Genomic DNA, 24420 nt, shown 5'->3' with positions numbered 1-24420 from the left:
ATGGTGGGTCGTCCGCGATTCGAACGCGGGACCAACGGATTAAAAGTCCGCTGCTCTACCGACTGAGCTAACGACCCTGAACCAGCAACCAAGCAGGCTTGATTGTGAAGTGCAAGAAAAACCAGAGGGTTTTAAGCACCACTTCGTTTGATGGAGCGTATTGTAGCAAGATATGAAGCGAGCGCAAGCAAAAAATAAAAAAGTTGCCTATGTTTGATTATAAATGCAACAAATTTGTCGTATCTAATCAAAAAATAGGCAACCAATTGGCTTAGAAGCGATATTGATAGGCTTGAATATTGTCGTAAATTTCGGGGGTCAGTTCGCAATATGCAGTTTGACTTGGCAATAACACCAGAATTTTTTCATCACACTGTTTTAAATCAAACCCTTGGGTTTTTAGGGTGTTTTTCTGATACTTAAATGTGCCAGTGGTTTGTACTTGCTTTTGCAGACGCAGAAATACAGGTACAGCATAGGCAGGTAAGTTTTGTTTAAACTGCAGTAGCATTTGGCTTAAGTCCTGATCATCGAGCTGACAGCCATCTGCCAAAGTAATTGCCGCCATACCCGCACGTCCATTGGTATGTGGGATTTCGACACCATACACCACGGCTTCAGCAATTTTGCTGTAGTCACTGAGGATGTTTTCTACTTCGGTGGTGGATACGTTTTCACCTTTCCAGCGGAAGGTATCGCCTAAGCGGTCAACAAACTGGGCATGTCGGAAACCGATGTCACGGACTAAATCGCCTGTGTTGAAGTAGGCATCACCTGATTTAAAGACATTTTGCAAAATCACAGCTTTATTTTTCTCAGGGTCGGTATAGCCATCGAAGGGTGAGCGGCGGGTAATTTTACCAATGAGCAGACCAACTTCGCCTTTTTTAACTTTTATGCATTTGCCTTTGGCATCTCGCACAGGCTCATTTTTTTCTTTATCAAATTGAATGACGGCATACGGTGTAGGTGAAAAACCCACGGTATTGTCAAAGTTAAAGACATTGCTAAAACCGACGTTGCCTTCGCTAGACGCATACAGTTCTAGAATTTCCTGAACACCAAAGCGGGTTTTGAATTTGCTCCAGATGTTTGGGCGCATGCCATTGCCAATCATTTTTGTGACACGGTGTCCACGCTCTAAGTCTGAGGCAGGTGCATCCATTAAATAGCGGCATAGTTCCCCCACATAACCAATGGCTGAAGCATTGAATTTATGCACATCTTGCCAGAAACAAGAGGTGGAATATTTACGTCTAATGGCAAAAGTAGCACTGCTTGCAATCACGCCACACCAGCACACCACAATGCCTGTCGCATGGTACAACGGTAGGGTGCAATACATGACATCGTTTTGGTTTAAGCCTAATACGTGCCCATAGGTGCCGTAGGCCAGTGTCCAGCGGCTATTGGTGAAAATAACGGCTTTAGGCAGACCTGTTGTGCCTGAAGTATAAATATAGAACAGCCCATCTTTGCCCTGTACAGACTGCGTGGTCGCAGGGTTGAAAGCAGGTTGTGTAGCTAAACAGAGGGAGAGGTTACTAAATCCTTCAGGAGCAGTACCTGCATCCAAGCGTGTATTTTGGTCTGCAAACCAATACAGACGATTGTCTGGCAGTTGTAATTCAGTACGGATATCGGCAACCGCTTGGCGGCATTCTTCGCCCACAATCACTGCAATGGGTTTAACTAAATTAATGCTATGAGCCAAGACTTTAGCCACTTGTGCCGTATTGACGAGGGCAACAGTTACGCCAATTTTAGCCAAGCCAATGATACTGGCAATTAACTCAGGTCGATTTTCCAGCATAACGGCGATGACATCGCCTTTACGGGCGCCAATGCTTAAATAGTAATGCGCAATTTGGTTGGCCCATTCATTTAGCTGTAAATAGCTGTATTGCTGATCTTCAAACATGAGGGCGCAGCCCTGTGGATTGCGATGGACAGCCTTTTCAAATGCTAAACCCAAGCCAGCAGGCGTGCGAGGAGTACGTAAATAGGCTTGCTTTAAACCTGTAATCAGGTGGGGAACTTTTGTCATAAACTGCGGAATTTTTGCCGCAACATCCGTTAAGCCAATTAAATCGCTTTGTGTCATTTGGTTCATAAGAATCCTATTTTTGTCGTCATCCGTTGCATCTGTTGCAAAGCATCAAGTCTTGTTGTTTTTTAATCCCTAAAGGCTAGTGCAATCAACCTAATTTTTCAGCTTTATACTGGATTTTATAAAATCATGGAGTAAATCTAAATTGTCGCATGATTTAAATTCAGGTCGATGCGCTAAGTTTTACGTTACAAAAAAAATCCAGTCATCGAAATGACTGGATTTTTTTATTCCGCTGCAAAAGTGCGAATTACGACTCAGTTGGCGGCGTAGCTTTCTTTGGTGGACGACCACGTGGACGACGCGGACGTACCACTTTTTCTTTGTCTGCTTTTTCTTGCTCAGACTCAGCTGTTTCGGCTGGATCATCTACAGCCAATTCTGCTTGTACTGGTTCCGCAGCGACTGGCGTAGATGCTTCAGCAGTTTCTGCTTCGGCAGAGGCAGTCTGTTGTTCTACTTGCTCAGTTTGAGCTGTTACAGCAGGTGCTTCTTCTGGAGTCGCACTGACTTCTGTAGAAACAGCTTCTGCTTCAGCATTAGCAACAGCAGGTTGTTCAACTTCGGTTGCTGGATTTGCTGCTACAGGTGCAGCTGTGGTTTCAGCTTCTGCTTCAGTTTTCTCAACTACTTGAGCCTGCTTAGCTTGCTCTAACGCTTGTTCTGCGGCCTGTTTTGCTAAACGACGACGCTCACGAGGATCGTTGGCCACACGTTTGTCTGACACAGGTTTTGGTGGTGTTAGGTCTAACACAGGTGCAGGTTCTGCTTCAGGAGCAGCTTTGGCAACTTCTACGTCACGAGTGACAGGTTTTTTCTCTGCCATAGGCGCAGTGCTAACAAGGCTTGCAGCATACTCGTCAGTGAACTTTTGCAAGGCACGGTTGAACGTTGGAATTAAGCCAAACTGTTCAATTAATACCGAGCAATCTTCACCATAGACATGGCGAATTAAGCTACCAATGTTGTATTGCCCTAAAGTTGGTACTTGAGATGGTGTCAACTTCGGTGCAGCTGCTTGTTGAGCCTGCGCTTCACGTTGCTGACGACGACGCTGACGCGGGTCGTTGCTAGCACGTTTTGCTGGTGCACTTGGTTGTGGCTGTGCTTCTGCTACAGGAGCAGCTGCTTCCACAACAGCTGTTGCCGCAGGAGCTTCAACTTGCTCTGCTACAGCTTCCACAACAGGAGCTGCTGCAACAGTAGGTTCAGTTGCAGGCGCTGCATTCAATGCCACGATTTCAGTTTGTGCTTGATCAACATTAACCACCATGGCTGTAGTGCTTAACTCATGGCGTGGTGCATCAATTAAGTCTACTTTTGGTTGGTTGTTGGCAACTTCAGCTGTGACAGCTGCTTGTTCGTTCAATACGCTGGCATCACGTTGGCGATTTGGGCGTTCTGGACGAGGTTGGTTACGACGGTCACGACGTGGCACGGCATTTTGTTGTTGCTCATTGTTGTGTTGAGCATCTTGCTGCTGCGCTTGGTCATTGTTGTGCTGACGACGAGAGCTGCGTTTGTTTTCGCGCGCTTCCTGACGTTGCTCCTGACGTGACAACTGAACTACTTCTTCATGCACTTGATGTTGTTGATTGTCGTGCTGAGTTTGCTGTTCGCGTTGCTCTTTGTGCTTATTATTGTTGTGACGTGGCTTTTTGTTGTTGTGGCGTGGCGCCGATTTTTCTTCACGTTCAGCAGCTTTTTCTGCGCCATCACGTTCAGTTTTTTGTGCCACAGTCGATGGTGCAAGGTACACATTTTGGCTGCTTGCAGCAGGTGCTGCGGCTGCAGTTGCAATTTGACCAAACTGACCACGGCTAACTGCGCCATTATTTACCATTTGTTCAATGGCTGCTGCAGCGTTGTTGGCAGTACGTGCTTGATCAATGGTAGATGCTTGTTTTTGCACAAACAGATTTTCTAACCATGCACATGGGCTGGCTGCTGTAGTTGCTGCCGCAGGTGCAGACTGTTGTGCAGCTGCTTTATTTTGCTGTGCTGCTTGTGGTTTTTTCGCTGTAGTTTTTTCAGCTGCAGGTGCGCTATGGCTGTGCGATTGATCTGCTTCTTCCAAATGCCATTCAGAAGACTCATAACCCAATTCTTTTTCACTTGAACGGGTTGCTTCAGTACGCTCATAGCTCGTTGGCGCAAAACCTTCAGGGTTATACGAAATTTCGTAATGCGGCGTTTCTAAGTGTGGGTGCGGTAAAACTGTCACACGTACATTTGAGGTTTGCTCAAGGTAAACCAAGCTATGACGTTTTTCATTCAGTAAGAAGGCTGCAATTTCTACAGGCACTTCAACCTGAACTTCGCCATGACGTTCACGTAGTGCAATTTCTTCCACTTTACGCATAATCGAAAGAGATAGAGAGCGTAAGTCACGCACCATACCTGTACCGTGACAGCGTGGGCAAACGTAACCAGTCGCTTCTTCAAGCGATGGACGTAAACGCTGACGGCTCATTTCCATTAAACCAAAACGTGATAATTGACCAAACTGGATACGTGCGCGGTCACTTTGAGTGGCTTCACGGAGTTTGGCTTCAACCATGCGTTGGTTACGGTCTTTGGTCATGTCGATGAAATCGATAACAACCAAACCACCAATATCACGTAAACGCAATTGGCGTGCAATTTCTTCAGCAGCTTCAAGGTTGGTATTTAACGCTGTATCTTCAACGTCTTGACCACGGGTCGATTTTGCTGAGTTGATGTCAATTGAAACCAATGCTTCAGTTTGGTCAATGACAATTGAACCGCCTGAAGGCAGTTTTACTTCACGCTCATACGCAGTTTGAATTTGGCTTTCAATACCAAAATGTGCAAACAGTGGTTCATTTAAAGTGTAAGTTTTTAGCTTGTCTAACTGACGTGGCATAACCGCTTTCACAAAGTTATAAGCTTCGTTATAGGCTTGTTCTGAGTCAATTAAAATTTCTGCAACATCATCACGCAAATAGTCACGAATGGCACGTGTGACGACACCTGCTTCTTGGTGTACTAGCATTGGTGATGGGCCTGAACTTGCAGTGCTTTGAATTTGTGCCCAAAGGTCCATTAAGTGTTGAAGGTCAAGCTGCAATTCTTCTTGAGAACGACCAATACCCGCAGTACGCACAATCACGCTCATGCCACGAGGAATGTTCAGTGAAGCTAACATCTCTTTCAGTTCTTCACGGACTGAACCCGAAATTTGACGACTGATACCGCCACCTTTCGGGTTGTTTGGCATAAGTACTAAATAACGACCTGCCAAAGAAATGAAGGTGGATAGCGCAGCACCTTTGTTGCCACGCTCTTCTTTTTCTACCTGAACCAAAAGCTCAGTGCCTTCAGTAATCAGTTCGCGGATATTTGAAGTTTGGCGAGGGTCGGCTTTGTAATAAGAGTTTGCGATTTCACGCATAGACAGGAAGCCTTGGCGACCTGCACCATATTCAACAAATACGGCTTCTAAAGAAGGTTCTACACGGGTCACATGACCTTTGTAGATATTCGATTTTTTTTGTTCACGGGTACGATTTTCTAAATCAAAATCGTAAAGACGCTGACCAGTGACAAGTGCAACGCGAATTTCTTCGGCATGTGTTGCATTAATCAACATACGTTTCATGGGTGTAACACCTAATAGTGATACACAGCAAAAAATCGCTAGACACGTAGCGAACATCAAGCATCACGGATCAACTGCTCAGATCTCAAAAAACCTATTGTGGTCTGAGCTTTTTTTACCGGCCTTATTTAGGTTGGCTGCGGTGTATGATTCACGTATTGATGATGGCAATACGGCTTTAACCTTTAAACGGATAAAGTCACCTGATCGCTTCACTGGCGGACGAGCGGTGTATTGGATGTGTGTAACTTTCACTGTCACATTGCTCGAAGATCAGCTCTTCTTTACATAGATAGAGTGTCTTGATACGGAATTATCGTCGTATCTTTACAAATTGTGCAGATCCAATACATCAAACGCTTTAGCCTGAATGCGACTTCAGGGTGCGACTAATCTGATGTGTATCAGTTTACGTTTAAAAACCAACAAAGTTGGCGACATATTTTTTCAGACAAACTGATTTATGTACCTGAGGTACAATTAAACGCAACAGTTTGCTTTTTTGCCGATATAATAAGCCTTCGGCGTCGGCATAATTCTTTTGGGACCTGCTCGTATATGGTGAGGTATTCAGTTGAGTGTTGTTTCAGAAAATTCTGAATAGATTCAACCTTAACCCACTAACGATGGTTTCCGTGCGCTGACTATATCAAACCTTGCATCATCTGCCTATGGGCTAAGCTTATGTTTCTTGTGTAAAGCATAGCCTAAATGATCAGTTTTTAATCAATTTTAGTATTTTATTAGGTCACTTAACTGTATGAATTCTACCCAACAATGGCAAAGTGTCACTTGGTTTGAAGTGGATGAGCATCAAGCGGGTCAACGCATCGATAATTTTTTGTTTAGTCGTTTAAAAGGGGTGCCTAAAAGTCGCATCTATCGTTTGATTCGCGAAGGGCAGGTACGGGTCAATAAAAAGCGTATTAAAGCAGAAACCAAACTCAATATTGGCGATCAAATTCGTGTAGCGCCTATTCGCTATGAACAAAAAGACGACAGTGCTGCACCTATTTCAGATAAGGTCGCACAAAGCTTATTAAGCCGTGTGATTTATGAAGATGAAGGCTTGATGGTGGTGAATAAGCCTTCGGGCATTGCGGTGCATGGCGGTAGTGGTGTCGCTTATGGTTTGATTGAGGGTTTACGTGCTGCCACAGGTAAAAAATATTTAGAGCTGATTCACCGTATTGACCGTGATACTTCAGGTTTGGTGATGGTGTCTAAAAAGCGCAGCACCTTAAAAACGCTGCAGGACTTATTGCGCGAACATAAAATTCAAAAAACTTATGCTGCCATTGTCAAAGGGCAGGTGAGTTTAGATCAGCAATTGATTGACGCACCGTTGCATCGTTATGAATTGGCCAATGGTGAACGTCGAGTGCGTGTATCTAAAGAGGGTAAAGAATCCAAAACCCTGTGGAAGGTCGCAGAGCGTTTTATGCATGCCAGTTTGGTGTATGCATCGCCACTGTCTGGGCGTACCCATCAAATTCGTGTGCATGGTTTAAGTATTGGACATCCTTTGGTGGGTGATGATAAATACGGTCATCAAACTGAATACCGTGGTCCTGCACCACGTCGTTTGTGCTTACATGCTATGCGTTTGGAAATTCCAGGCTATCCTGTGATTGAAGCCCCTCTACCTGAAGATATGCAGAGTCTAGTGGCACAGCTTAGAGCGCAAAAGGCGGATAAGCCGACAGCACCACCTGAGTTTTAATTTTTGTCATTCTCTATTGTGTGATAGCAGTTTCCTTCTTTTTAAAGATGAGGAACATTGTTTCTCAAGACGGAGATTGGGCTTTCAGGGGTAATTCACAGCCACATTTTATAGTTTTTAATTTAAATTCTTGTTGTATAGGCTATGCCTTACTTTTCAAAGATGAAAAGTAACAAAAATCTTTTGTTTCGCTGATGGAACATCCCTGTGCCACAGCGAAACGGCGACATTCATGTCGCCGTTTCGCTATCGAATATTTGTTGTGATATATGTGCTGATTCTTGATCATTTATCCTTTTCAGTTAAGGTAAAGCGAGGGAATTTTAAAGCAGAATCAAATCTAGGAACCTAATATGAACAAACCTGTAGAACTCATCATTTTTGATTGGGATGGCACGCTATTTAATTCCGTCGGTCAAATTGTGGCGAGTTTGCAGTTCGCAGCACAACAATTTCAGCAACCACTGACCGATGCTGCTGCTAAAAGTATTATTGGTTTGGGCTTGCCAGAAGTGGCGCAGCGCCTGTTTCCGCAGGTGCCTGAACTGCATCAGGATATTTTGCAGTGCTATTCAGAACACTATGTGGAACACTCAAAAACCGATGTTTGGTTTGATGGTGTGGCAGAAATGCTAGATGAATTGTCTGGTTTAGGTTTGAAACTGGCCGTGGCAACAGGTAAAAGCCGTAAAGGTTTAGACCGTGTATTGGCTCAAACCAAAAGTCAGGATTTATTTGTGGCAACACGTGCAGCCAGTGAAACCAAATCTAAACCTGACCCTTTAATGTTGCAGGAAATTTTAAGCAGTACTCAGGTGCAGGTCGAGCAGGCTGTTATGGTGGGTGATACCTCTTATGATTTGAAAATGGCGCAGAATATTGCCATGCCACGTGTGGGTGTGAGCTATGGCGTGCATAGTGTAGAGGTATTGCAGCATTATCAGCCTTTGACTATTGCACATGACGTACCGAGTTTGCATGCATTTTTATTACAACAGTACCGTTTGCGTCGGGCAGGCTAAATTACAGCACAACAAAAAGGGCAGTTTGGCAGCAAGCAAGTTGCCCTTTTTTATTGAATATATTGTGCTGACAGGAAAGGCTTAGCTTTTAGTCTAAAGTTAGGATTAAGACATTTTAAGATTGCTGCGAATTGCCGAGTCAATGACTCGGAAAATAATGTCATAGCCTACAGACAACTGTTTTGCTTGCTTTTTATAAAAATAGATTAATAGCTAATAGCTATTGAAAAAAAGAAAATAAGTATTGGCATAAACCCGCCATTTTTCCGATTCTTAATCAGTTTACATACCTCTGAGCTGGATAGCTTGTCCTGAGAATGGACAAGATCGGGGTCATCATCCCTATTTTCTATTATTACCTTTCCAACATCTCGGGGTATATGCCCAATTTTTGCAGTTTAAGGAAACATTGATGTCGAATTCTGCTGTTGTTGAATCAGTTGCGCAAGCATTACGTACTGCCGAACTCTCTCAAACTGCGATTGCGCCAATCCGCCCAGAACTTGGTGGTGAAAGTGCTGACGTAGATATTGCCTATGCCGTTCAAGAAGTGAATACCGAACGTGCCTTAAAAGAAGGTCGTCGTTTGGTGGGGCGTAAAATTGGTTTGACCTCTAAAGTGGTTCAAGCACAACTGGGTGTAGATCAGCCTGACTTTGGCATGTTGTTTGCCGATATGGCTTATGGCGATGGTGAAGCAATTCCTGCAGGTTTGCTGATTCAGCCAAAAGTAGAAGCAGAAATTGCATTGGTGATTAACCAAGATCTAACCAAAGAAAAACACACGTATGCGGATATTATCAGCGCGACTGAATATGCCTTGCCTGCCATTGAAGTGGTCGATAGCCGTATTGAAAACTGGAAAATCAGTTTGATTGATACCGTGGCAGATAACGCATCTTCTGCTGCGTTTGTTTTAGGTTCACAACCCGTCAAGCTAGAAAATCTAGACTTGGTGAACTGCAAAATGGTCATGACACGTGGTGAAGAAGTTGTTTCTCAAGGCGTGGGTAAAGCATGTTTGGCAAACCCGCTCAATGCTGCGGTGTGGTTGGCCGATGAAATGGTACGCCGTGGTCGTCCATTGTTAAAAGGCGACATCATCTTAACCGGTGCTTTAGGCCCTATGGTTGTTGCTCATCCAGGTGAAGAATTCAAAGTTGAAATTGAAGGCTTTGGTTCAGTAACAGCTGCGTTTGCTGCGGAATAAATCGAGATTCTAAGAGAGTACATGCATGAAAAAGATTAAATGTGCAATGATCGGTCCGGGTAATATTGGTACGGATTTGCTTTATAAATTGCAACGCAGTGAATGGTTGGAACCAGTATGGATGGTGGGGATTGACCCAACTTCTGAAGGTTTGGCACGTGCTGCAAAAATGGGTTTAAAAACCACAGCAGAAGGTGTGGATGGTTTATTGCCACATATTCTTGAAGATGACATTAAAATTGCTTTTGATGCAACGTCTGCATACGTTCACGCTGAAAACAGCCGCAAGTTAAATGAACTTGGTGTGCTGATGATTGACTTAACCCCTGCGGCAATTGGTCCATTCTGTGTACCACCAGTAAACTTAGAAGCGTTATTGGCTGCTGGCGAAGTGCCAAACGTGAACATGGTAACGTGTGGCGGTCAGGCAACAATTCCTATGGTTGCTGCAGTTTCACGTGTACAACCTGTGGAATATGGCGAAATCATTGCAACGGTATCCACCAAATCAGTGGGTCCGGGTACACGTAAAAATATTGATGAATTTACTCGTACTACAGCAGGCGCCATTGAAAAAGTAGGCGGTGCAAAACAGGGTAAAGCAATCATCATCATTAACCCAGCAGAGCCACCACTGATGATGCGTGACACTGTTCACTGTCTGGTTGAAGGTGAGCCAGATCAAGCCGCGATTACTGAATCTGTGCATGCCATGATCAAAGAAGTGCAGAAATATGTACCAGGCTATAAATTGGTGAATGGCCCAATTTTTGATGATAACCGTGTTTCAATCTTCCTAGAAGTTGAAGGTTTAGGTGACTTCTTGCCGAAATACGCAGGCAACCTAGACATTATGACTGCTGCTGCTGCTCGTACTGCAGAAATGTTTGCAGAACACGTTTTCAACACTGCTGAAGCTTAAGGAATACCAAAATGTCTAAGATTATTGTTCACGATATGACTTTACGTGATGGTATGCACCCGCAGCGCCATCAAACGACTGTAGAGCAAATGATTGCAATTTCAACTGCATTAGATGATGCAGGTGTACCTTTAATTGAAGTCACGCATGGTGATGGTTTAGGTGGTTCATCAGTAAACTACGGCTTTGCAGCAGCAACTGACGAAGAATACTTGTCTGCCGTTGTGCCACGTATGAAGAATGCCAAAGTTTCTGCATTGCTTTTACCGGGTATTGGTACGGTTGATCATTTGAAAATGGCACATGAAATTGGTGTATCTACCATTCGTGTCGCCACACACTGTACTGAAGCGGATTGTTCGGAACAGCACATCACTGCTGCCCGTAAACTAGAAATGGATACTGTGGGTTTCTTGATGTTAGCGCACATGACTTCACCTGAAAAATTGCTTGAAGAAGCGAAAAAGATGGTGTCTTACGGTGCAAACTGTATCTATGTGACGGATTCTGCGGGTTATATGCTTCCTCAAGATGTGATTGATCGTGTAGGTCACTTACGTCAACATTTGGACCCAAGCATCGAGTTAGGTTTCCACGGTCACCACAACTTAGGTATGGGTGTGTCAAATACTGTTGCCGCAGTTGAAGCAGGCGCAGTACGTGTGGACTTGGCATCTGCTGGTCTTGGTGCGGGTGCGGGGAATACACCACTTGAACTGTTCATTGCTGTCGCTAACCGTATGGGTATGGATACAGGCGTGGACTTGTTTAAAGTGCAAGACGTGGCAGAAGATTTGGTGATTCCAATGATGCACAACCCAATTCGTGCCGACCGTGATGCGGCAACTTTAGGTTATGCAGGTGTGTATTCATCATTCCTATTGTTTGCGAAACGTGCTGAAGCGAAATATGGCGTTTCTGCACGTGAAATCCTGATGGAGCTTGGTCGCCGTGGTACAGTGGGCGGTCAAGAAGATATGATTGAAGACTTGGCTTTGACTATGTCTAAAGCACGTGAAATGCAAGCCTAAGTTTTAGTTTAAAGCCAGCTTGAATTAAGCACCCCAAATGTATTTGGGGTGCTTTTTTTATGGCGAAAAATAGGCAAATTCATGCAGAATTTAGTGGTGGACTAAAATGATTTTCTTATAAGTGTTGTTTATAGAAAATAACGCTAACACATTGACTTACATCTAAAAAAGATTACTCACTAGCATATTGCAAAAAATAATGACTCTTTTAGGTCAAATTGTGCTTCGAATTCAGAGAGAAAGTCATTTGATGAGGATTCATTGCCAAATGTTTTATCGTTAAAAAGAATTAAAAATGTTTAAAAAAAATCATAATGTAAAGAAAGGCTAAAATCTGCTGAAAACCCTAATACTGTGGTCGGATTTTTTTCAATTACAGAGTTTTGCATGATGCGCTAATTCGCTTATTGGATGAATAGGAAAAACTCATGCATCGTCACAACTTATGGATAGCACTTTTTGCTGCGACAGCAACTTTAGGGACAACTGCCACTCAGGCAGATTTTATTGACGACAGCAATGTTCAGCTTAAATTTAAGAATTTTTATTTAGATCGTCAAATTAAGGACAACCCTGCGGGTAATTGGGGTTCGTGGTCACAAGCTGTCACTTTAGATGCTAAATCAGGTTATCACGATTTAGGTGGAATTAAGGTTGGAGCCGATCTTCTTGTTCAGCATGCCGTGAAACTCAAAGGGCGCGATAAAAACCCAGACTGGGTGTTGCCACATAACGGTAAAGAATCAAAAGATCACTTTGGGAAAGTGGGAGCAACGCTCAAAGCGAAAGTATCTGAAACTGAGCTTAAAGTGGGGGAGTTGTTACCTGTATCTCCAGTTTTGGTCTTTGATCCATCACGTCAATTGCTGACCACTTATAGTGGTGCATGGTTAGAATCTAAAGATATTCAGAATACTAAACTATCCGTTGCTTATATTGATAAAATCAACAACCGTTATGACAATCAGTTCCGTGATCTGACTTTATTCGCACCAGGTAAAACATTGCCAGATGCTTCAAAAGGACATTTTGATCTTGGTCCAACTTCTGATGGTATGTGGATTGCGGGAGTAGATCACCAATTCACAAAAGAGTTGGGTGCAAGTTATTGGTATGCAGATGTGCAAGATATTTACCAACAACATTATGTAGGTTTGAGTTATAACCGCCAATTGGCTGAAAAGACCAAACTCACTAGCCATGTACGCTACTTTGATAACGCTGAATCGGGTGATCAATTATATGGTGAAATTGATAACCAAGCACTTTCGGTAGGTGCAAAGGTGAATTATGGTGCGCATACTTTTGGTGTTGGCTATCAGCAAATGTTTGGCGAAACCAACTTTCCAACATTGGGTGGTTGGGTGCCACAGCCTTATTTAGTGAACTGGGGTGTTGCAACCTTTACCAACCCTGATGAAGAATCATGGGGCTTCACTTATGGCTATGATTTTGCTGAATTGGGTGCAAAAGGCTTAAACGCAACAGCTGTGTACATGTTAGGTAAAGATGCGACGTATGGTGCGAAAAAAGACCAAGACTCAGAAGAGTTGAACTTAATTGTCAATTACACCGTACCAGAAGGTAAATTGAAAGGTTTAGGTGTTCAGGCAATGTATATTGATGCAGATTTTGATTACAAATCTGATTTACAAGAGTACCGTGTAGCCACCACTTACACCTATAAATTTTAAAATTTGAAAAAAAAGAGCGACTTTATATAGTCGCTCTTTTTTTAATATTTACGCACTAAATACCTTGTAAAAATTAAGACTTTAATTTTATTAAATTTATAAATTTCAAAGAGTTGTTTAATCGTTTTTTTGTGGGTTGTGATCGTAAATTTGTATCAGTTCATAAGGCATGAACAGGTAATATAAGCCAGTAAATACGTAATGTTGAATGAGTCCACTTGACGTCAAATTCTATTTTTTTAGAGCTAAACGCAAGCTAAAGACTGTACGAGGAGTATATATGAGCACTGTTCAAATCCCTGACTATACAACAGATCCATTCTTTGGCTTAGAAGATAAATGGATTGAAACTGCCGAAGGCGAATTAACGCACTATCACGAAGTGGGTGAAGGTACACCTATTCTATTTTTACACGGTTCAGGCACAGGTGTATCTGCTGCGGCAAACTGGTGGTTAAACTTGCCACAAATTGGTGAGCAAGCACGTTGTATCGCAATTGATACCATTGGCTATGGTCAGACTGTGGTTGCTCCAAACACTGCTTATGGTATTCGTGCTTGGGTTGATCATGCAGTGCGTACATTAGATGCATTGGGCATTGAAAAAACATGGTTAGTGGGTAACTCGCTCGGTGGTTGGTTGGCATTCCAATTGGCATTGGACTACCCTGAGCGCGTACTTGGTATTGTGTCTATGGGTACAGGTGGTGCAAAACAGACTGCAGCGCTTAAAGCACATGCGAATCCTGTCTTGACCGAAGAAGGCATCAAAAAAACATTGTCGATGTTTGTAGTGAACAAAGACCTGATTACAGATGAGTTGGTTAAGGTTCGTTTTGCTTCTGCAAAAAATGACTATGCGTCAGACCGTTTAATGGATGTGGTTGGCGCACGTGACCGTGACCGTTTTGAGTTCCCACTCGATTTTGACAAAATGAAAGACATCACAGTACCTGTTTTACTGATTCACGGTACGCAGGATGTAGTGATTCCAGTATCTCGCACATGGGACATTTTAAATGTTGTGCCACATGCCGATGCGCACATTTTCAGCCAATGCGGCCACTGGTCACAAGTTGAAAAAGCGGAAGAATTTAACACTGTAATTAAAAATTATTTAACTGCACGTGGCGTAAAATAAGCAACATGATGTGAAAAAGGATGGCTTCATGCCATCCTTTTTTATGAGTAATATTTGGGGCATTTAGTGTTGGATAAAACTGGCCACCAAATTAATGCAAATGGCTAAAATGGTGGTATTAAAACTATAGGCCAAAATAATGTGTAGTGTGTTCAGTATGCGCATAGGCTGTGAGCTAATTGAAACATCTGCAGTCTGTGCTGAAGTACCAATCACATAACTGAAATATAAAAAATCAGGATAAGTCGGGTAGGGCGTTTTAGGAAAATCCAGTCCACCTTCTTGCTGCTGTTGCAATGCCAAATAGTAGTCATGGGCATAGTGGATGGCGAAAATGGTGTGCATAAAAAACCAAGCACATAAAATGGTGGTAATAGATAAAATAAAATGTCCCATGCGCACAAATTCACTTTGTGCAAATAAATTCACCTCAATAATGATCGCAATAAAGCACATCACCAAAGTTAAAAATACCAAAAATAGAATCAGCCATTTGCTGGCATCTTGCTGTTGGGCACGTTGCAAAATATGTGCATGATCACTGTGCCACAGATTAAGCATGGTCAGCAGTAAATAGCAGGAAATGGCAATATTCCAGCTTAGTAATAAGCAACTTGACCATGCCCATGTACTGAAAGTTTGAAATATGGCATACAGCACAATGGTAATCACAAAACTAATAAAGAAATAAGGACGTGACTGAATACCAGATCGCATGCGTGTAAATGGATTTTTTAGCATTCTTATTCCTTTTAAGGCTTTTGTTCTCACCTGATTGTGCGCTGTTTTATGGCATGAGTCTAAGTAAATCTAGGTATTTTAGGTAGGTTTACTTATTAGACTTAAGTTGTAATTTAAGGCGCTAGATGGCAGCAATTTTATATAAAAATGCGATGTGATATTTGAAGTCAATGAGCATTCATTTTGCATCATCTTTCAAAAATAAGTTTAGACTTAAGTCTAAAGCTGAGTATTGATGCAGAAACAATAAAAAAGTGCTTTTTATCGTAGTGGAGAAAAAGCACTTTTATGATTGGATATTTCAGACTTGTGGCTTATTCGCGGTTTATGTCCAAATAGAACACGCGAGTCAGCAGCTCTAAAAATTTCTGTACAGCAGGTGAGTTACTGTTTTTGCCATAACTCACATATAAGTCCAAATATGGTAATTCCACATCTAAGGGGCGAATCACGGTATTTTCCATGGTCAGTGGTGCAACATAGCCTGGCAAAATAGTGCAGCCCAAACCCATGCCTACAGAGTTGATATTAAATAAAATATTGTCTGCTTTTTGCACAATATTCAGTTCAATATTATGTTGTTTAGAAAAATCGACAATCAAATGGTGCAAGGTATAAGATGCTTCTGCCGCAGGAATAATAAAATCTACGCCATTTAAAGCTTTAACAGGAATACGCTCATATTTTGCTAATGGATGATCTTTAGGCAAAATAAAAATCAGCGGCTCACGTAGCACAAACTGACTTTCAATTTCATCACTATTGATATTGTGTCGGGTAAAGGTGATGTCGAGCTCACCTTTTTTGATCATCTTCATTTGCTCGGTATTGTTCAAGCTGAGCAATTCAATTTTCAAATCTGGGTTTTGTACCCTTAAGTTTGGCAAAACAAAGGGGAAAATTTTCATTTCCGCCACAGGTACAAAGCCAATACGTAGCATTTGCTGTTTGGCTTGTGAAACCTGACGTGCCATGGCAACGGCTTTGTCGGCTTGGGCAAGGGTCAGGCGAGCCTGTTCCAAAAATACAGCGCCTTCTTCGGTCAGTTCTACCTTGCGTTTGGTACGGTTTAACAGTTTAACGCCAACATCTTCTTCTAAGTCTTTAATTTGCTGACTCAGCGAAGGTTGAGCCGTATAAAGCTTAAGTGCCGCTTTACTGAAGTTGAGTTCTTCAGCCACGGTAATGAAGTAGCGAAGGTGACGTAATTCCATACAGCCATTCCAAAGATTAATTCAAAATATGTCTTACTATAGATTAATAAAAGTATAATCTATAAACAACCATCAGATGAAAATTATTGTGTCATTTAGGAGATAAATAGAGTTTTATCATTGTGTAATGTTTTAATCGCATAATATAAAGTTTTATTAATCTATAAAATCTATTAATTGAAACAAAAAAAATATTTCACTAAACGTCCCTAAAAAATCATTATCCATCCAAAGTTGAGTCTATTTACTTTGTGCCGTTGTTGGTCACAGGAGAGCTTTTCATGAGTGGAAAAATTGATGTGCGCGAAATCGACGCTTTGGTCGATGCACAAAATGGACGTATCACTCCATCTATTTATACAGATCCAGATATCTACGAATTAGAACTTGAACGCGTGTTCGGCCGTACGTGGTTGTTCCTGTGTCATGAAAGCCAAATTCCTAAAGCTGGCGACTTCTTCAACACCTACATGGGTGAAGATCCAATTATTGTGGCACGTCAAAAAGACGGTTCAATCAAAGCATTTTTAAACCAATGCCGTCACCGCTCTATGCGTGTGAGCTTCGCAGACTGTGGTAATACGCGTGCATTTACTTGCCCATACCATGGCTGGTCTTACGGTATTGATGGTTCACTCAAAGATATTCCATTAGAAGAGCGTGCTTATCCTCAAGGTGCTTGTAAAGAGCAATGGGGCTTGGTGGAAGTGAACCGTGTGAAGTCTTACAAAGGCTTGGTATTCGGTTGTTGGGATGAAACGACTCCTGACCTAGAAGAATACATGGGCGACATCGCTTGGTACTTAGATGGTGTGGTGGATCGTCGTCCGGGTGGTACAGAAATTATTGGTGGTGTACACAAGTGGGAAATTGACTGTAACTGGAAATTTGCTGCAGAACAGTTTGCCTCTGACCAATACCACGCATTGTTCTCTCACGCATCTGCTATTCAGGTTTTGGGTGCAAAACCAGATGATGACAGCAGTAAACAACTGGGTGCTGCACAAACCGCTCGTCCTGTTTGGGAAACTGCGAAAGACGCACTTCAATACGGTTCACGTGGTCACGGTTCAGGTTTCTTCTTTACAGAAAAACCAGATGCAAACGTATGGGTAGATGGCGAAGTTGCTAACTATTTCCGTGAAACGTATGACGAAGTTAAAGAGCGTTTAGGTGAAGTTCGTGCCTTACGTTTGGCTGGTCACAACACTATGTTCCCAACCTTGTCTTGGTTGAACGGTACAGCAACTCTTCGCGTATGGCACCCACGTGGCCCGAACAAAACTGAAGTATGGGCATTCTGTATTGCTGATGCTGAAGCTTCTCAAGAAGTGAAAGATGCTTTTGAGCGTTCTGCAACACGTGCATTTGGTCCTGCAGGTTTCTTAGAGCAAGACGACTCTGAAAACTGGATTGAAATTCAAAAAGTATTACGTGGTTACAAAGCGCGTCAAAACAAACTGATTGTTGAGATGGGTAAAGGTAACGAAAAAATCCGTGAAGATGGTATTCCGGGTATTACCAACTACATTTTCTCTGAAACTGCAGCACGTGGTATGTACCGCCGTTGGGCAGATTTGCTGATCCATGAAAAATGGGAAGATGTTGAAAAAGCAGCTGACGAATACGAGAAGGAGCTAGTGAAATGAGTCAAATCAGTTTAGAACTTCAACACGAAGTTAGCCAATTCTTGTATCGCGAAGCAAAGTTGCTGGACGACTGGAAATTCCGTGAGTGGTTAGACCTCATGGCAGAAGATATTTCTTATACCTTGCGTACTACACCAAATGCGCAAACCCGTGACCGTCGTCGTTCAGTTGAGCCACCCACCACTTGGGTGTTCAACGACAACAAACACTTGCTTGAGCGCCGTGTAGCACGTTTAGAAACGGGTATGGCGTGGGCAGAAGAGCCTCCATCACGTACAACGCACATGGTTAGCAACGTGATTGTTGAAGCAACAGATGTTGAAGGTGAATACGATGTACACGTAACTTACTTACTGTACCGTACTCAAAAAGAGAAAGACGTGACGATTTACTGTGGTAAGCGTAATGACAAAATCCGTCGTGTTGAAGGTGGCTTAGGCTTCCAAATTTTCAACCGTAAGATTGTGCTTGACCAAGTAACGTATAACTCACACAACCTGAGTGTATTCTTCTAATGAATAAGATTTTTGTTTGCCAAGTTGACGAATTAGACGAAGGCGAAGCGTTAAAAGTGGACTGCGGTGTAAACGGTATCGAAGCACTGGCAGTATTCAATAACGGTGGTGAGTTCTTTGCCATGAATGACCGTTGTTCACACGGTAATGCGTCTATGTCTGAAGGTTATCTTGAAGATGATGGCACGGTTGAATGTCCACTACATTCTGCACGTTTCTGTTTAAAAACTGGTCAAGCTTTATGCTTGCCAGCAACTGACCCAATTCAAACCTTCCCTGTGGTGGTTGAAGATGGTGCGTTATACGTAGAAATGGCAGGAGAGTAAGCATGGGTTGGCTAAAAGGCGAAGTGGCACTGATTACAGGTGGCGGTTCTGGTTTGGGTTGGGCTTTGGTAGAACGCTTCCTTGATGAAGGTGCGCATGTGGGCGTATTACAGCGCTCACAATCTAAAGTAGATGCCTTAAAAGAACGTTTTGGTGATCAAATTGTGGCTGTCGCTGGTGATGTTGCCAACTATGCAGACAATGTCCGTGCTGTACAGGCCACTGTGGAGCGTTTTGGAAAACTGGATTGCTTTATTGGCAATGCAGGGATCTGGGACCATTATGCAGATATCGTCAATACTTCGGGTGAACAGCTTGAAAAAGCCTTTGATGAAATCATGGGCATTAACACCAAGGCATTGATCTTGGGTGCAAAAGCGGCACTAGATGAATTGGTGAAATCTGAAGGTTCCATCATCTTAACCTTATCCAATTCTGCGCTGTATTCTTCAGGCGGTGGCCCTGTTTACACTGCATCTAAACATGCAGGTGTTGGCATCATGAAAGAGTTGGCTTATGAGTTGGCACCCAAAGTACGTGTCAATGCCGTTGCGCCATCAGCAATGAATGTCAATATTAAGGGAGCAGCCTCTTTGGGGCAGGAAAACCTTGGCTTACTTGATGCGCGTGACCCTGAAAAAATTGCACGCGGTATGCCGCTTAACTTCTTGCCTGAGCCAGAAGATATGACAGGTTCTTATGTGCTCTTAGCATCTCGTCAAAATAACCGTCCACTGACTGGCGTTCTGATCAATGCAGAATGTGGTCTGGGTATTCGTGGTTTACGTCAACCACGCGCAGGTTTCTTTGACGAATAAAATTGAGTCTAAATTCAATAGACGAATCGGCAGCCTTTCTCTGGGCTGCCTTCCTTATTTAGGAGTCTCTCATGGCCGTTAAACTCATTTGTGCATCGCACAGTCCTTTAATGGAATTTGCAACACCGCAAGATCAATCCAAAGAACAAAAAGTTCGTGCTGCCTTTGAGCAACTTGCTGCAGAAGTCAAAGCTTACGATCCAACCTTAATCATCACGTTTGGTCCAGACCATTTTAATGGTTTCTTTTATGATTTGATGCCAAGTTTCTGTGTGGGTATTCGTGCCACGGCTGCGGGTGACTGGGACTACGGCAAAGACAATGACCGTATTGATGTACCTGAAGACAAAGCGTTGGCGATGGTGCGTCGTGTATTGGATGAAGGTGTAGATGTGGCGTACTCGTATCGTATGCAGGCCGATCATGGGGTGACTCAGCCTTTACATTTCTTGTGCGATGGTCAGTTAGACCGTTACCCAACTATTCCTGTATTTATTAACGGTGCTGCTGCACCAATGCCAACCACTAAACGTACCATTGCTTTAGGTCGTGCAGTGGGGCAGTTTATCAAGTCTTTAAATCTTGAAAACGAACGTGTTCTTGTTTTAGGTACAGGTGGTCTGTCGCACGATCCACCAACACCACAAATGGGTTCAGTGCCACCTGAAGTTGAAGAGTTTTTAATTGCAGGGCGTAACCCAAGTGCTGAAGCACGTCATGCACGCCAAGCCAAAATTATTGCTGTTGGGCAAAAACTTGCAGCGGGTGATACATCGGTCGCAGTGCCGCTTAGCCCAGAGTGGGATATTGCTTTACTTGAAAAATTCAAGCATGCAGATTTTGCGGCAATGGAAGCCATGACTGAAGCTGAAATTCGTCGTGATGGCGGCCGTGGTGGTCAGGAAGTTCGTTCATGGATGGCTGCTTTTGCGGCATTGGATGAGCTGGGTGCGTATGAGATGACCACACATTGCTATGAAGATATTAGTGAGTGGATTGCGGGCTTTGGCATCGTATCTGCCGAGTTAAAAGGTTAAGTCCATGAGCGTAGAAACAATTGTAATTGTGGGAGCAGGTCAGGCAGGGGCGAGTGCCATTCTTGAGCTGCGTGGCAACCAATATGCAGGCAAAATTATCCTCATTGGTGATGAAAAACATTTGCCTTATGAGCGTCCACCGCTGTCTAAAGATGTAATTTTACGCCCTGAAGAAACCAAAATCGAAATTCTGACTGAAGAAAAATTGGCAGAATTGGGCGTGGAAACCATCCGTGGCAATGGCGTGAGCAAAATCAATGCCGAAGCGAAAACTGTTGAACTCTTAAACGGTGACGTTGTCGCTTACGACAAACTTTTGCTTGCTACAGGTGGTGCAGCACGTCGTTTACCTAACTTTGATGCTTTGGGTAAACACGTTTACACGCTGCGTAACCTTGAAGACTCACAAGCTTTGGTTCCTGTACTGCAAGCGGGTCGCCGTATCATTTTAATTGGTGGCGGTGTGATTGGTCTGGAGTTGGCATCTTCTGCACGTTTCAAAGACTGTCAAGTAACAGTCATTGAAATGGGGCCAATGGTGATGGGGCGCTCATCACCACGTATTTTAAGTGAATTCTTGCTTGAGCAGCAGCAACTGGCTGGTGTCGATGTACGTCTGTCCACACAAATTGCAGATTGTAAGTTGGATGGTGAAGAAATTGTTGTCACCCTTGAGGGCGGCGAAGAACTTCGTGCTGACGCTGTGATTTACGGTATTGGTATTATTCCAAATGCGCAATTGGCTGTAGCAGCAGGTCTGGACGCAGATTTTGCAGTGCATGTGAATGAAAACTGTCAAACCTCAAACCCAGACATTTATGCTGCGGGCGATGTTGCTTCACAACTTCGTGAATGTGGTAACCATCGTCGTGTAGAAACTTGGGAAAATGCTAACTTGCAAGCAGGCATTTTTGCACGTCATGTTATGGGCGTGGCGCATCCTGTTGCAAATCCAGCTTGGTTCTGGACTGATCAGCTCGACATCAACTACCAGTTCGTTGGTGATATGTCGGCAGCAGAATGGCATGTACGGGGTGAGATGGATGCGACTAAACGCAGCGACTCCTCATTCGTACTGTTTGGTGTGACTGATGGCGTGATTGTAGGCGGGATTACTGTGAACGCTGCCAAAGACATGCGTCATCTGAAAAAGCTGATTAGCAAACAGGCCGTATTTGAAGCAGACAAGTATTTAGATGTGAGCCAAGACCTTCGCAAACTGGTGAAGTGATCTTGAGTAAATGAAACAGACCTGAGGCAACTTAGGTCTGTTTTTTATGTGCTTAAAAAAGTTAGATTTCATGTTGAGTCAAGTATGAACGCCAATACATCTCCGCTTGTTGTGACCGCCAGTATTTATGCGCTCTTGGTGCTGATCTGGGCCACTACGCCCTTGGCGATTGTTTGGAGTGTACAAGAAGTCCATCCGATGTGGGTGCTGATAATCCGCTACTTTGGTGCTTCTGTGATTGCGCTGTGTTTACTCAAATTGATGCGTGGCCCATTGCCTTTTGATAGCACTTCTATGAAAAGCTATTTGGCAGGAAGTCTGAACTTAATTGGTGCGCAACTATTTATCTATTTGGCAGCAAATTATTTAACTTCAGGTTTAATGGCGCTGATTTTTGGTTTCTCGCCATTGATTGCAGGCTTGATCGGTCATGTGATTCTACGTACACAAAAACTGATTGCGTTACAGTGGATTGGTATGGCAATTGCCATTTTAGGGCTAAGTTTTGTTTTTGCTGATTCTGCCGACAGCAAAGTGAACCCTTGGGGTGTGGTGCTCATGCTGATTAGCATGGTGTCTTATATCAGCTCAATTTTTTGGGTCAAACAAATCAATGCACCTTTAAGTCCTATGTCTCAGGCCACAGGTTCATTAATGGTTTCGGCACTGGGTTCATTGTTATTAATTCCTTTTATTTGGCAGCATGTTCCAACCGCCATGCCTGGGGTGAAAACCATGATTGGTTTTATCTTTACCATGATCATGTCATCTATTGTGGCAATGCTGTGCTATTTCTGGCTAATTCGCCGTTTAACTGCATCTACGGTTTCTTTAAGCAATGTGATGACGCCTATTATTGCGCTGATTCTGGGTGCAACGCTAAACAATGAACACATCAGCATGAATGCCTTTATTGGTATTGCTGTGGTGATGTTGGGTATTGTGATGTATTTCTGGAAAGAATGGCGCGAACAGTATTTCTGCAAAGGCTAATTTTGCAGTGCTGAGTTGTTGTCCGATACGACTTTTTTCTCAAAACAACAAAAACATAAAGGAAATTGCCCGCTTGATTTCGCTACTATGCGTGATAGAGTCAACACATGAACCAAAGCTGTGTTTATTTCTGAACAGATCAGGATTAAAAGCATCATGGCCGATGCGCTATATATTATTGGGCTTACATGAACAACGTGGAACAAAAGCATTTTCAACTGCCAACGGAAGCCTGTTGGTCACATACTTGGCGTAAACCCAAGCTACAGTTTTTGCCTTCAAATCATTATGATGGCACGCAGTTTTTTAATCCTGTGGCGTACCCTGAGGGGCGCAGCCAAACCGATTTGCTGAAATGGTTGCTAAAACGTAAATCGAACAGCTGGAAGGTCAATGCTCAACAAGAGGCACAACAGTTCTTTGCAACTCCGCGTGCGGTTCCACAATTACGCCCACAAGCCAGTTTGGATGATTGGCAAGTCTGGTTTGTAGGGCATGCCACTGTATTGATTCAAATCGGCCCCTATAACATATTGACTGATCCAGTCTGGGCTGAGCATGTGAGCCCCAAACAGGGTAGAGGGCCTAAACGAGCCTGTCCTGCGGGCATTGCATTGGAAGATTTACCCACCATTCATGCCGTGCTGCTTAGCCACAACCACTATGACCACATGGATTTAGCCACCTTAAAATGGTTGAACCATCAATTTGCCATGCCTATTTATACAGGTTTGGGCAATAGCTGGTATTTACCGCCAGACTTGCATGTGATTGAAATGGATTGGTGGCAGTCGGCTTTGTTTAAAGAGCTTAAAATTGTGTACACCCCTGCACAACATGGTTCGGGGCGTGGTGCACGTGATCAGAACATGGCGTTGTGGGGAGGTTTTTCCATTTTGCATGGGCAAGACCATTGTTTCTTTGCGGGGGATACAGGCTATTCTCCACATTTTAAGGAAATACAAACCCGTATTGGCGCACCACGTGTGGCACTTTTGCCTATTGGTTCTTATGAGCCACGTAATCTGATGCGTTATATGCACATGAACCCTGAAGATGCCTTTCAGGCCCATAAAGATTTACATTCCAAATGTTCTTTGGCCATTCATTACCGCACTTTTGAGTTGACCGATGAAGGGCGTGAGCAGCCTGAGGCAGATTTGCATCATGCTATGAAACGTTCATCTAAATTAATGAATCCGTTTTATTGTATTCGTGAAGGTAAGAAGTTGATTGTGTAGTCTTTAACAAGCCAAAAGTAGTTTTCTACTTGCTGAAAAGCGTTAGTTGCAAACGACGCAATAAAAAGCCCCTATCGAATAGGGGCTTTTTATGGGTTTATATTGTCCCGTCCTGAAATAAGTTTACACCTTAAGAGACTTATTTTATGGAACATAAACGAGAACAACGAGTTAAACGTA

General features: G+C 43.3%; 19 protein-coding genes and 1 tRNA gene. 15 read left to right on the top strand and 5 right to left on the bottom strand.

Annotated features, from left to right (window positions below):
• Window position 1 precedes the first annotated feature (1 nt).
• The 3 genes from HHA41_RS02360 to HHA41_RS02350 form a co-directional block, all read right to left on the bottom strand.
• Window positions 2-77: transfer RNA gene (locus tag HHA41_RS02360), tRNA-Lys, on the bottom strand.
• A gap of 194 nt (window positions 78-271) precedes the next feature.
• Window positions 272-2113, bottom strand: coding sequence for a long-chain-acyl-CoA synthetase (locus HHA41_RS02355; protein ID WP_168460364.1), 1842 nt, complete (start codon window positions 2111-2113; stop codon window positions 272-274).
• Between the two features lie 247 nt (window positions 2114-2360).
• Window positions 2361-5732 carry an Rne/Rng family ribonuclease gene (locus tag HHA41_RS02350; RefSeq protein ID WP_168460363.1) on the bottom strand — a complete coding sequence of 1124 codons (3372 nt, stop codon included), beginning with the start codon at window positions 5730-5732 and terminating at the stop codon, window positions 2361-2363.
• Window positions 5733-6492: 760 nt separating this feature from the next.
• Here HHA41_RS02350 and HHA41_RS02345 point away from each other — a divergent pair.
• The 7 genes from HHA41_RS02345 to HHA41_RS02315 all read left to right on the top strand — a co-directional run bounded on the left by HHA41_RS02345 (window position 6493) and on the right by HHA41_RS02315 (window position 14475).
• Complete coding sequence (locus HHA41_RS02345) at window positions 6493-7455, top strand: RluA family pseudouridine synthase (protein WP_168417529.1); 963 nt, start codon at window positions 6493-6495, stop codon at window positions 7453-7455.
• A gap of 353 nt (window positions 7456-7808) precedes the next feature.
• Window positions 7809-8477 (top strand): HAD-IA family hydrolase, encoded by a 669-nt coding sequence (locus tag HHA41_RS02340; protein ID WP_168460362.1) that lies wholly within the window; start codon window positions 7809-7811, stop codon window positions 8475-8477.
• A gap of 412 nt (window positions 8478-8889) precedes the next feature.
• Complete coding sequence (locus HHA41_RS02335) at window positions 8890-9687, top strand: fumarylacetoacetate hydrolase family protein (protein WP_168417527.1); 798 nt, start codon at window positions 8890-8892, stop codon at window positions 9685-9687.
• 25 nt (window positions 9688-9712) lie between these two features.
• On the top strand, window positions 9713-10609 hold the full coding sequence (locus HHA41_RS02330; protein ID WP_168460361.1) for an acetaldehyde dehydrogenase (acetylating): 897 nt from the start codon (window positions 9713-9715) through the stop codon (window positions 10607-10609).
• An 11-nt stretch (window positions 10610-10620) separates the two neighbouring features.
• Window positions 10621-11640, top strand: a complete 1020-nt coding sequence (gene dmpG / locus HHA41_RS02325) for a 4-hydroxy-2-oxovalerate aldolase (protein WP_168460360.1) — start codon at window positions 10621-10623, stop codon at window positions 11638-11640.
• Between the two features lie 428 nt (window positions 11641-12068).
• Window positions 12069-13334: an OprD family outer membrane porin gene (locus HHA41_RS02320; RefSeq protein ID WP_168417525.1), complete on the top strand. Its 1266-nt coding sequence runs from the start codon at window positions 12069-12071 to the stop codon at window positions 13332-13334.
• 280 nt (window positions 13335-13614) lie between these two features.
• Complete coding sequence (locus HHA41_RS02315) at window positions 13615-14475, top strand: alpha/beta hydrolase (RefSeq protein ID WP_168460359.1); 861 nt, start codon at window positions 13615-13617, stop codon at window positions 14473-14475.
• A 63-nt stretch (window positions 14476-14538) separates the two neighbouring features.
• Here HHA41_RS02315 and HHA41_RS02310 read toward each other — a convergent pair whose 3' ends face one another.
• Both HHA41_RS02310 and hcaR read right to left on the bottom strand, forming a co-directional pair.
• Complete coding sequence (locus HHA41_RS02310; protein ID WP_168417523.1) at window positions 14539-15216, bottom strand: DUF1345 domain-containing protein; 678 nt, start codon at window positions 15214-15216, stop codon at window positions 14539-14541.
• 314 nt (window positions 15217-15530) lie between these two features.
• Entirely contained in the window at window positions 15531-16430 is a 900-nt protein-coding gene (hcaR, locus tag HHA41_RS02305; RefSeq protein WP_168460357.1) for a DNA-binding transcriptional regulator HcaR, read from the bottom strand.
• A gap of 281 nt (window positions 16431-16711) precedes the next feature.
• On the opposite strand from hcaR, the gene hcaE reads away from it, so the two are divergent.
• The 8 genes from hcaE (at window position 16712) to HHA41_RS02265 (ending at window position 24240) form a co-directional block, all read left to right on the top strand.
• Window positions 16712-18079 (top strand): 3-phenylpropionate/cinnamic acid dioxygenase subunit alpha, encoded by a 1368-nt coding sequence (gene hcaE, locus HHA41_RS02300; RefSeq protein WP_154321080.1) that lies wholly within the window; start codon window positions 16712-16714, stop codon window positions 18077-18079.
• Window positions 18076-18594 carry a 3-phenylpropionate/cinnamic acid dioxygenase subunit beta gene (hcaF, locus tag HHA41_RS02295; RefSeq protein ID WP_168417521.1) on the top strand — a complete coding sequence of 173 codons (519 nt, stop codon included), beginning with the start codon at window positions 18076-18078 and terminating at the stop codon, window positions 18592-18594. The genes hcaE and hcaF overlap by 4 nt, the downstream gene beginning before the upstream one ends.
• The gene (gene hcaC, locus HHA41_RS02290) at window positions 18594-18920 is read left to right on the top strand and encodes a 3-phenylpropionate/cinnamic acid dioxygenase ferredoxin subunit (protein WP_004976057.1); all 327 of its coding nucleotides are present in this window, start codon (window positions 18594-18596) and stop codon (window positions 18918-18920) included. The genes hcaF and hcaC overlap by 1 nt, the downstream gene beginning before the upstream one ends.
• 2 nt (window positions 18921-18922) lie before the next feature.
• On the top strand, window positions 18923-19738 hold the full coding sequence (gene hcaB / locus HHA41_RS02285; protein ID WP_168460356.1) for a 3-phenylpropionate-dihydrodiol/cinnamic acid-dihydrodiol dehydrogenase: 816 nt from the start codon (window positions 18923-18925) through the stop codon (window positions 19736-19738).
• Between the two features lie 71 nt (window positions 19739-19809).
• Window positions 19810-20775 carry a 3-carboxyethylcatechol 2,3-dioxygenase gene (locus tag HHA41_RS02280; RefSeq protein WP_168460355.1) on the top strand — a complete coding sequence of 322 codons (966 nt, stop codon included), beginning with the start codon at window positions 19810-19812 and terminating at the stop codon, window positions 20773-20775.
• 4 nt (window positions 20776-20779) lie between these two features.
• The gene (gene hcaD / locus HHA41_RS02275; protein ID WP_168460354.1) at window positions 20780-22006 is read left to right on the top strand and encodes a 3-phenylpropionate/cinnamic acid dioxygenase ferredoxin--NAD(+) reductase subunit; all 1227 of its coding nucleotides are present in this window, start codon (window positions 20780-20782) and stop codon (window positions 22004-22006) included.
• 84 nt (window positions 22007-22090) lie between these two features.
• A complete protein-coding gene (locus HHA41_RS02270) occupies window positions 22091-22999 on the top strand; it encodes an EamA family transporter (RefSeq protein WP_168460353.1) in 909 nt (302 codons plus the stop codon).
• Between the two features lie 188 nt (window positions 23000-23187).
• Window positions 23188-24240 carry an MBL fold metallo-hydrolase gene (locus HHA41_RS02265; protein ID WP_168460351.1) on the top strand — a complete coding sequence of 351 codons (1053 nt, stop codon included), beginning with the start codon at window positions 23188-23190 and terminating at the stop codon, window positions 24238-24240.
• Window positions 24241-24420 lie beyond the last annotated feature (180 nt).

It is taken from the genome of Acinetobacter sp. A1 (assembly GCF_012371315.1).
Taxonomy (GTDB): domain Bacteria; phylum Pseudomonadota; class Gammaproteobacteria; order Pseudomonadales; family Moraxellaceae; genus Acinetobacter.
This window is presented reverse-complemented; position numbering and strand designations above follow the sequence as displayed.

What these genes read in the sequence shown, in the direction of transcription:
- HHA41_RS02355 (WP_168460364.1), bottom strand. Translation starts at nt 2,113, where the DNA reads ATGAACCAAATGACACAAAGCGATTTAATTGGCTTAACGGATGTTGCG.
- HHA41_RS02350 (WP_168460363.1), bottom strand. Translation starts at nt 5,732, where the DNA reads ATGAAACGTATGTTGATTAATGCAACACATGCCGAAGAAATTCGCGTT.
- HHA41_RS02345 (WP_168417529.1), top strand. Translation starts at nt 6,493, where the DNA reads ATGAATTCTACCCAACAATGGCAAAGTGTCACTTGGTTTGAAGTGGAT.
- HHA41_RS02340 (WP_168460362.1), top strand. Translation starts at nt 7,809, where the DNA reads ATGAACAAACCTGTAGAACTCATCATTTTTGATTGGGATGGCACGCTA.
- HHA41_RS02335 (WP_168417527.1), top strand. Translation starts at nt 8,890, where the DNA reads ATGTCGAATTCTGCTGTTGTTGAATCAGTTGCGCAAGCATTACGTACT.
- HHA41_RS02330 (WP_168460361.1), top strand. Translation starts at nt 9,713, where the DNA reads ATGAAAAAGATTAAATGTGCAATGATCGGTCCGGGTAATATTGGTACG.
- dmpG (WP_168460360.1), top strand. Translation starts at nt 10,621, where the DNA reads ATGTCTAAGATTATTGTTCACGATATGACTTTACGTGATGGTATGCAC.
- HHA41_RS02320 (WP_168417525.1), top strand. Translation starts at nt 12,069, where the DNA reads ATGCATCGTCACAACTTATGGATAGCACTTTTTGCTGCGACAGCAACT.
- HHA41_RS02315 (WP_168460359.1), top strand. Translation starts at nt 13,615, where the DNA reads ATGAGCACTGTTCAAATCCCTGACTATACAACAGATCCATTCTTTGGC.
- HHA41_RS02310 (WP_168417523.1), bottom strand. Translation starts at nt 15,216, where the DNA reads ATGCTAAAAAATCCATTTACACGCATGCGATCTGGTATTCAGTCACGT.
- hcaR (WP_168460357.1), bottom strand. Translation starts at nt 16,430, where the DNA reads ATGGAATTACGTCACCTTCGCTACTTCATTACCGTGGCTGAAGAACTC.
- hcaE (WP_154321080.1), top strand. Translation starts at nt 16,712, where the DNA reads ATGAGTGGAAAAATTGATGTGCGCGAAATCGACGCTTTGGTCGATGCA.
- hcaF (WP_168417521.1), top strand. Translation starts at nt 18,076, where the DNA reads ATGAGTCAAATCAGTTTAGAACTTCAACACGAAGTTAGCCAATTCTTG.
- hcaC (WP_004976057.1), top strand. Translation starts at nt 18,594, where the DNA reads ATGAATAAGATTTTTGTTTGCCAAGTTGACGAATTAGACGAAGGCGAA.
- hcaB (WP_168460356.1), top strand. Translation starts at nt 18,923, where the DNA reads ATGGGTTGGCTAAAAGGCGAAGTGGCACTGATTACAGGTGGCGGTTCT.
- HHA41_RS02280 (WP_168460355.1), top strand. Translation starts at nt 19,810, where the DNA reads ATGGCCGTTAAACTCATTTGTGCATCGCACAGTCCTTTAATGGAATTT.
- hcaD (WP_168460354.1), top strand. Translation starts at nt 20,780, where the DNA reads ATGAGCGTAGAAACAATTGTAATTGTGGGAGCAGGTCAGGCAGGGGCG.
- HHA41_RS02270 (WP_168460353.1), top strand. Translation starts at nt 22,091, where the DNA reads ATGAACGCCAATACATCTCCGCTTGTTGTGACCGCCAGTATTTATGCG.
- HHA41_RS02265 (WP_168460351.1), top strand. Translation starts at nt 23,188, where the DNA reads ATGAACAACGTGGAACAAAAGCATTTTCAACTGCCAACGGAAGCCTGT.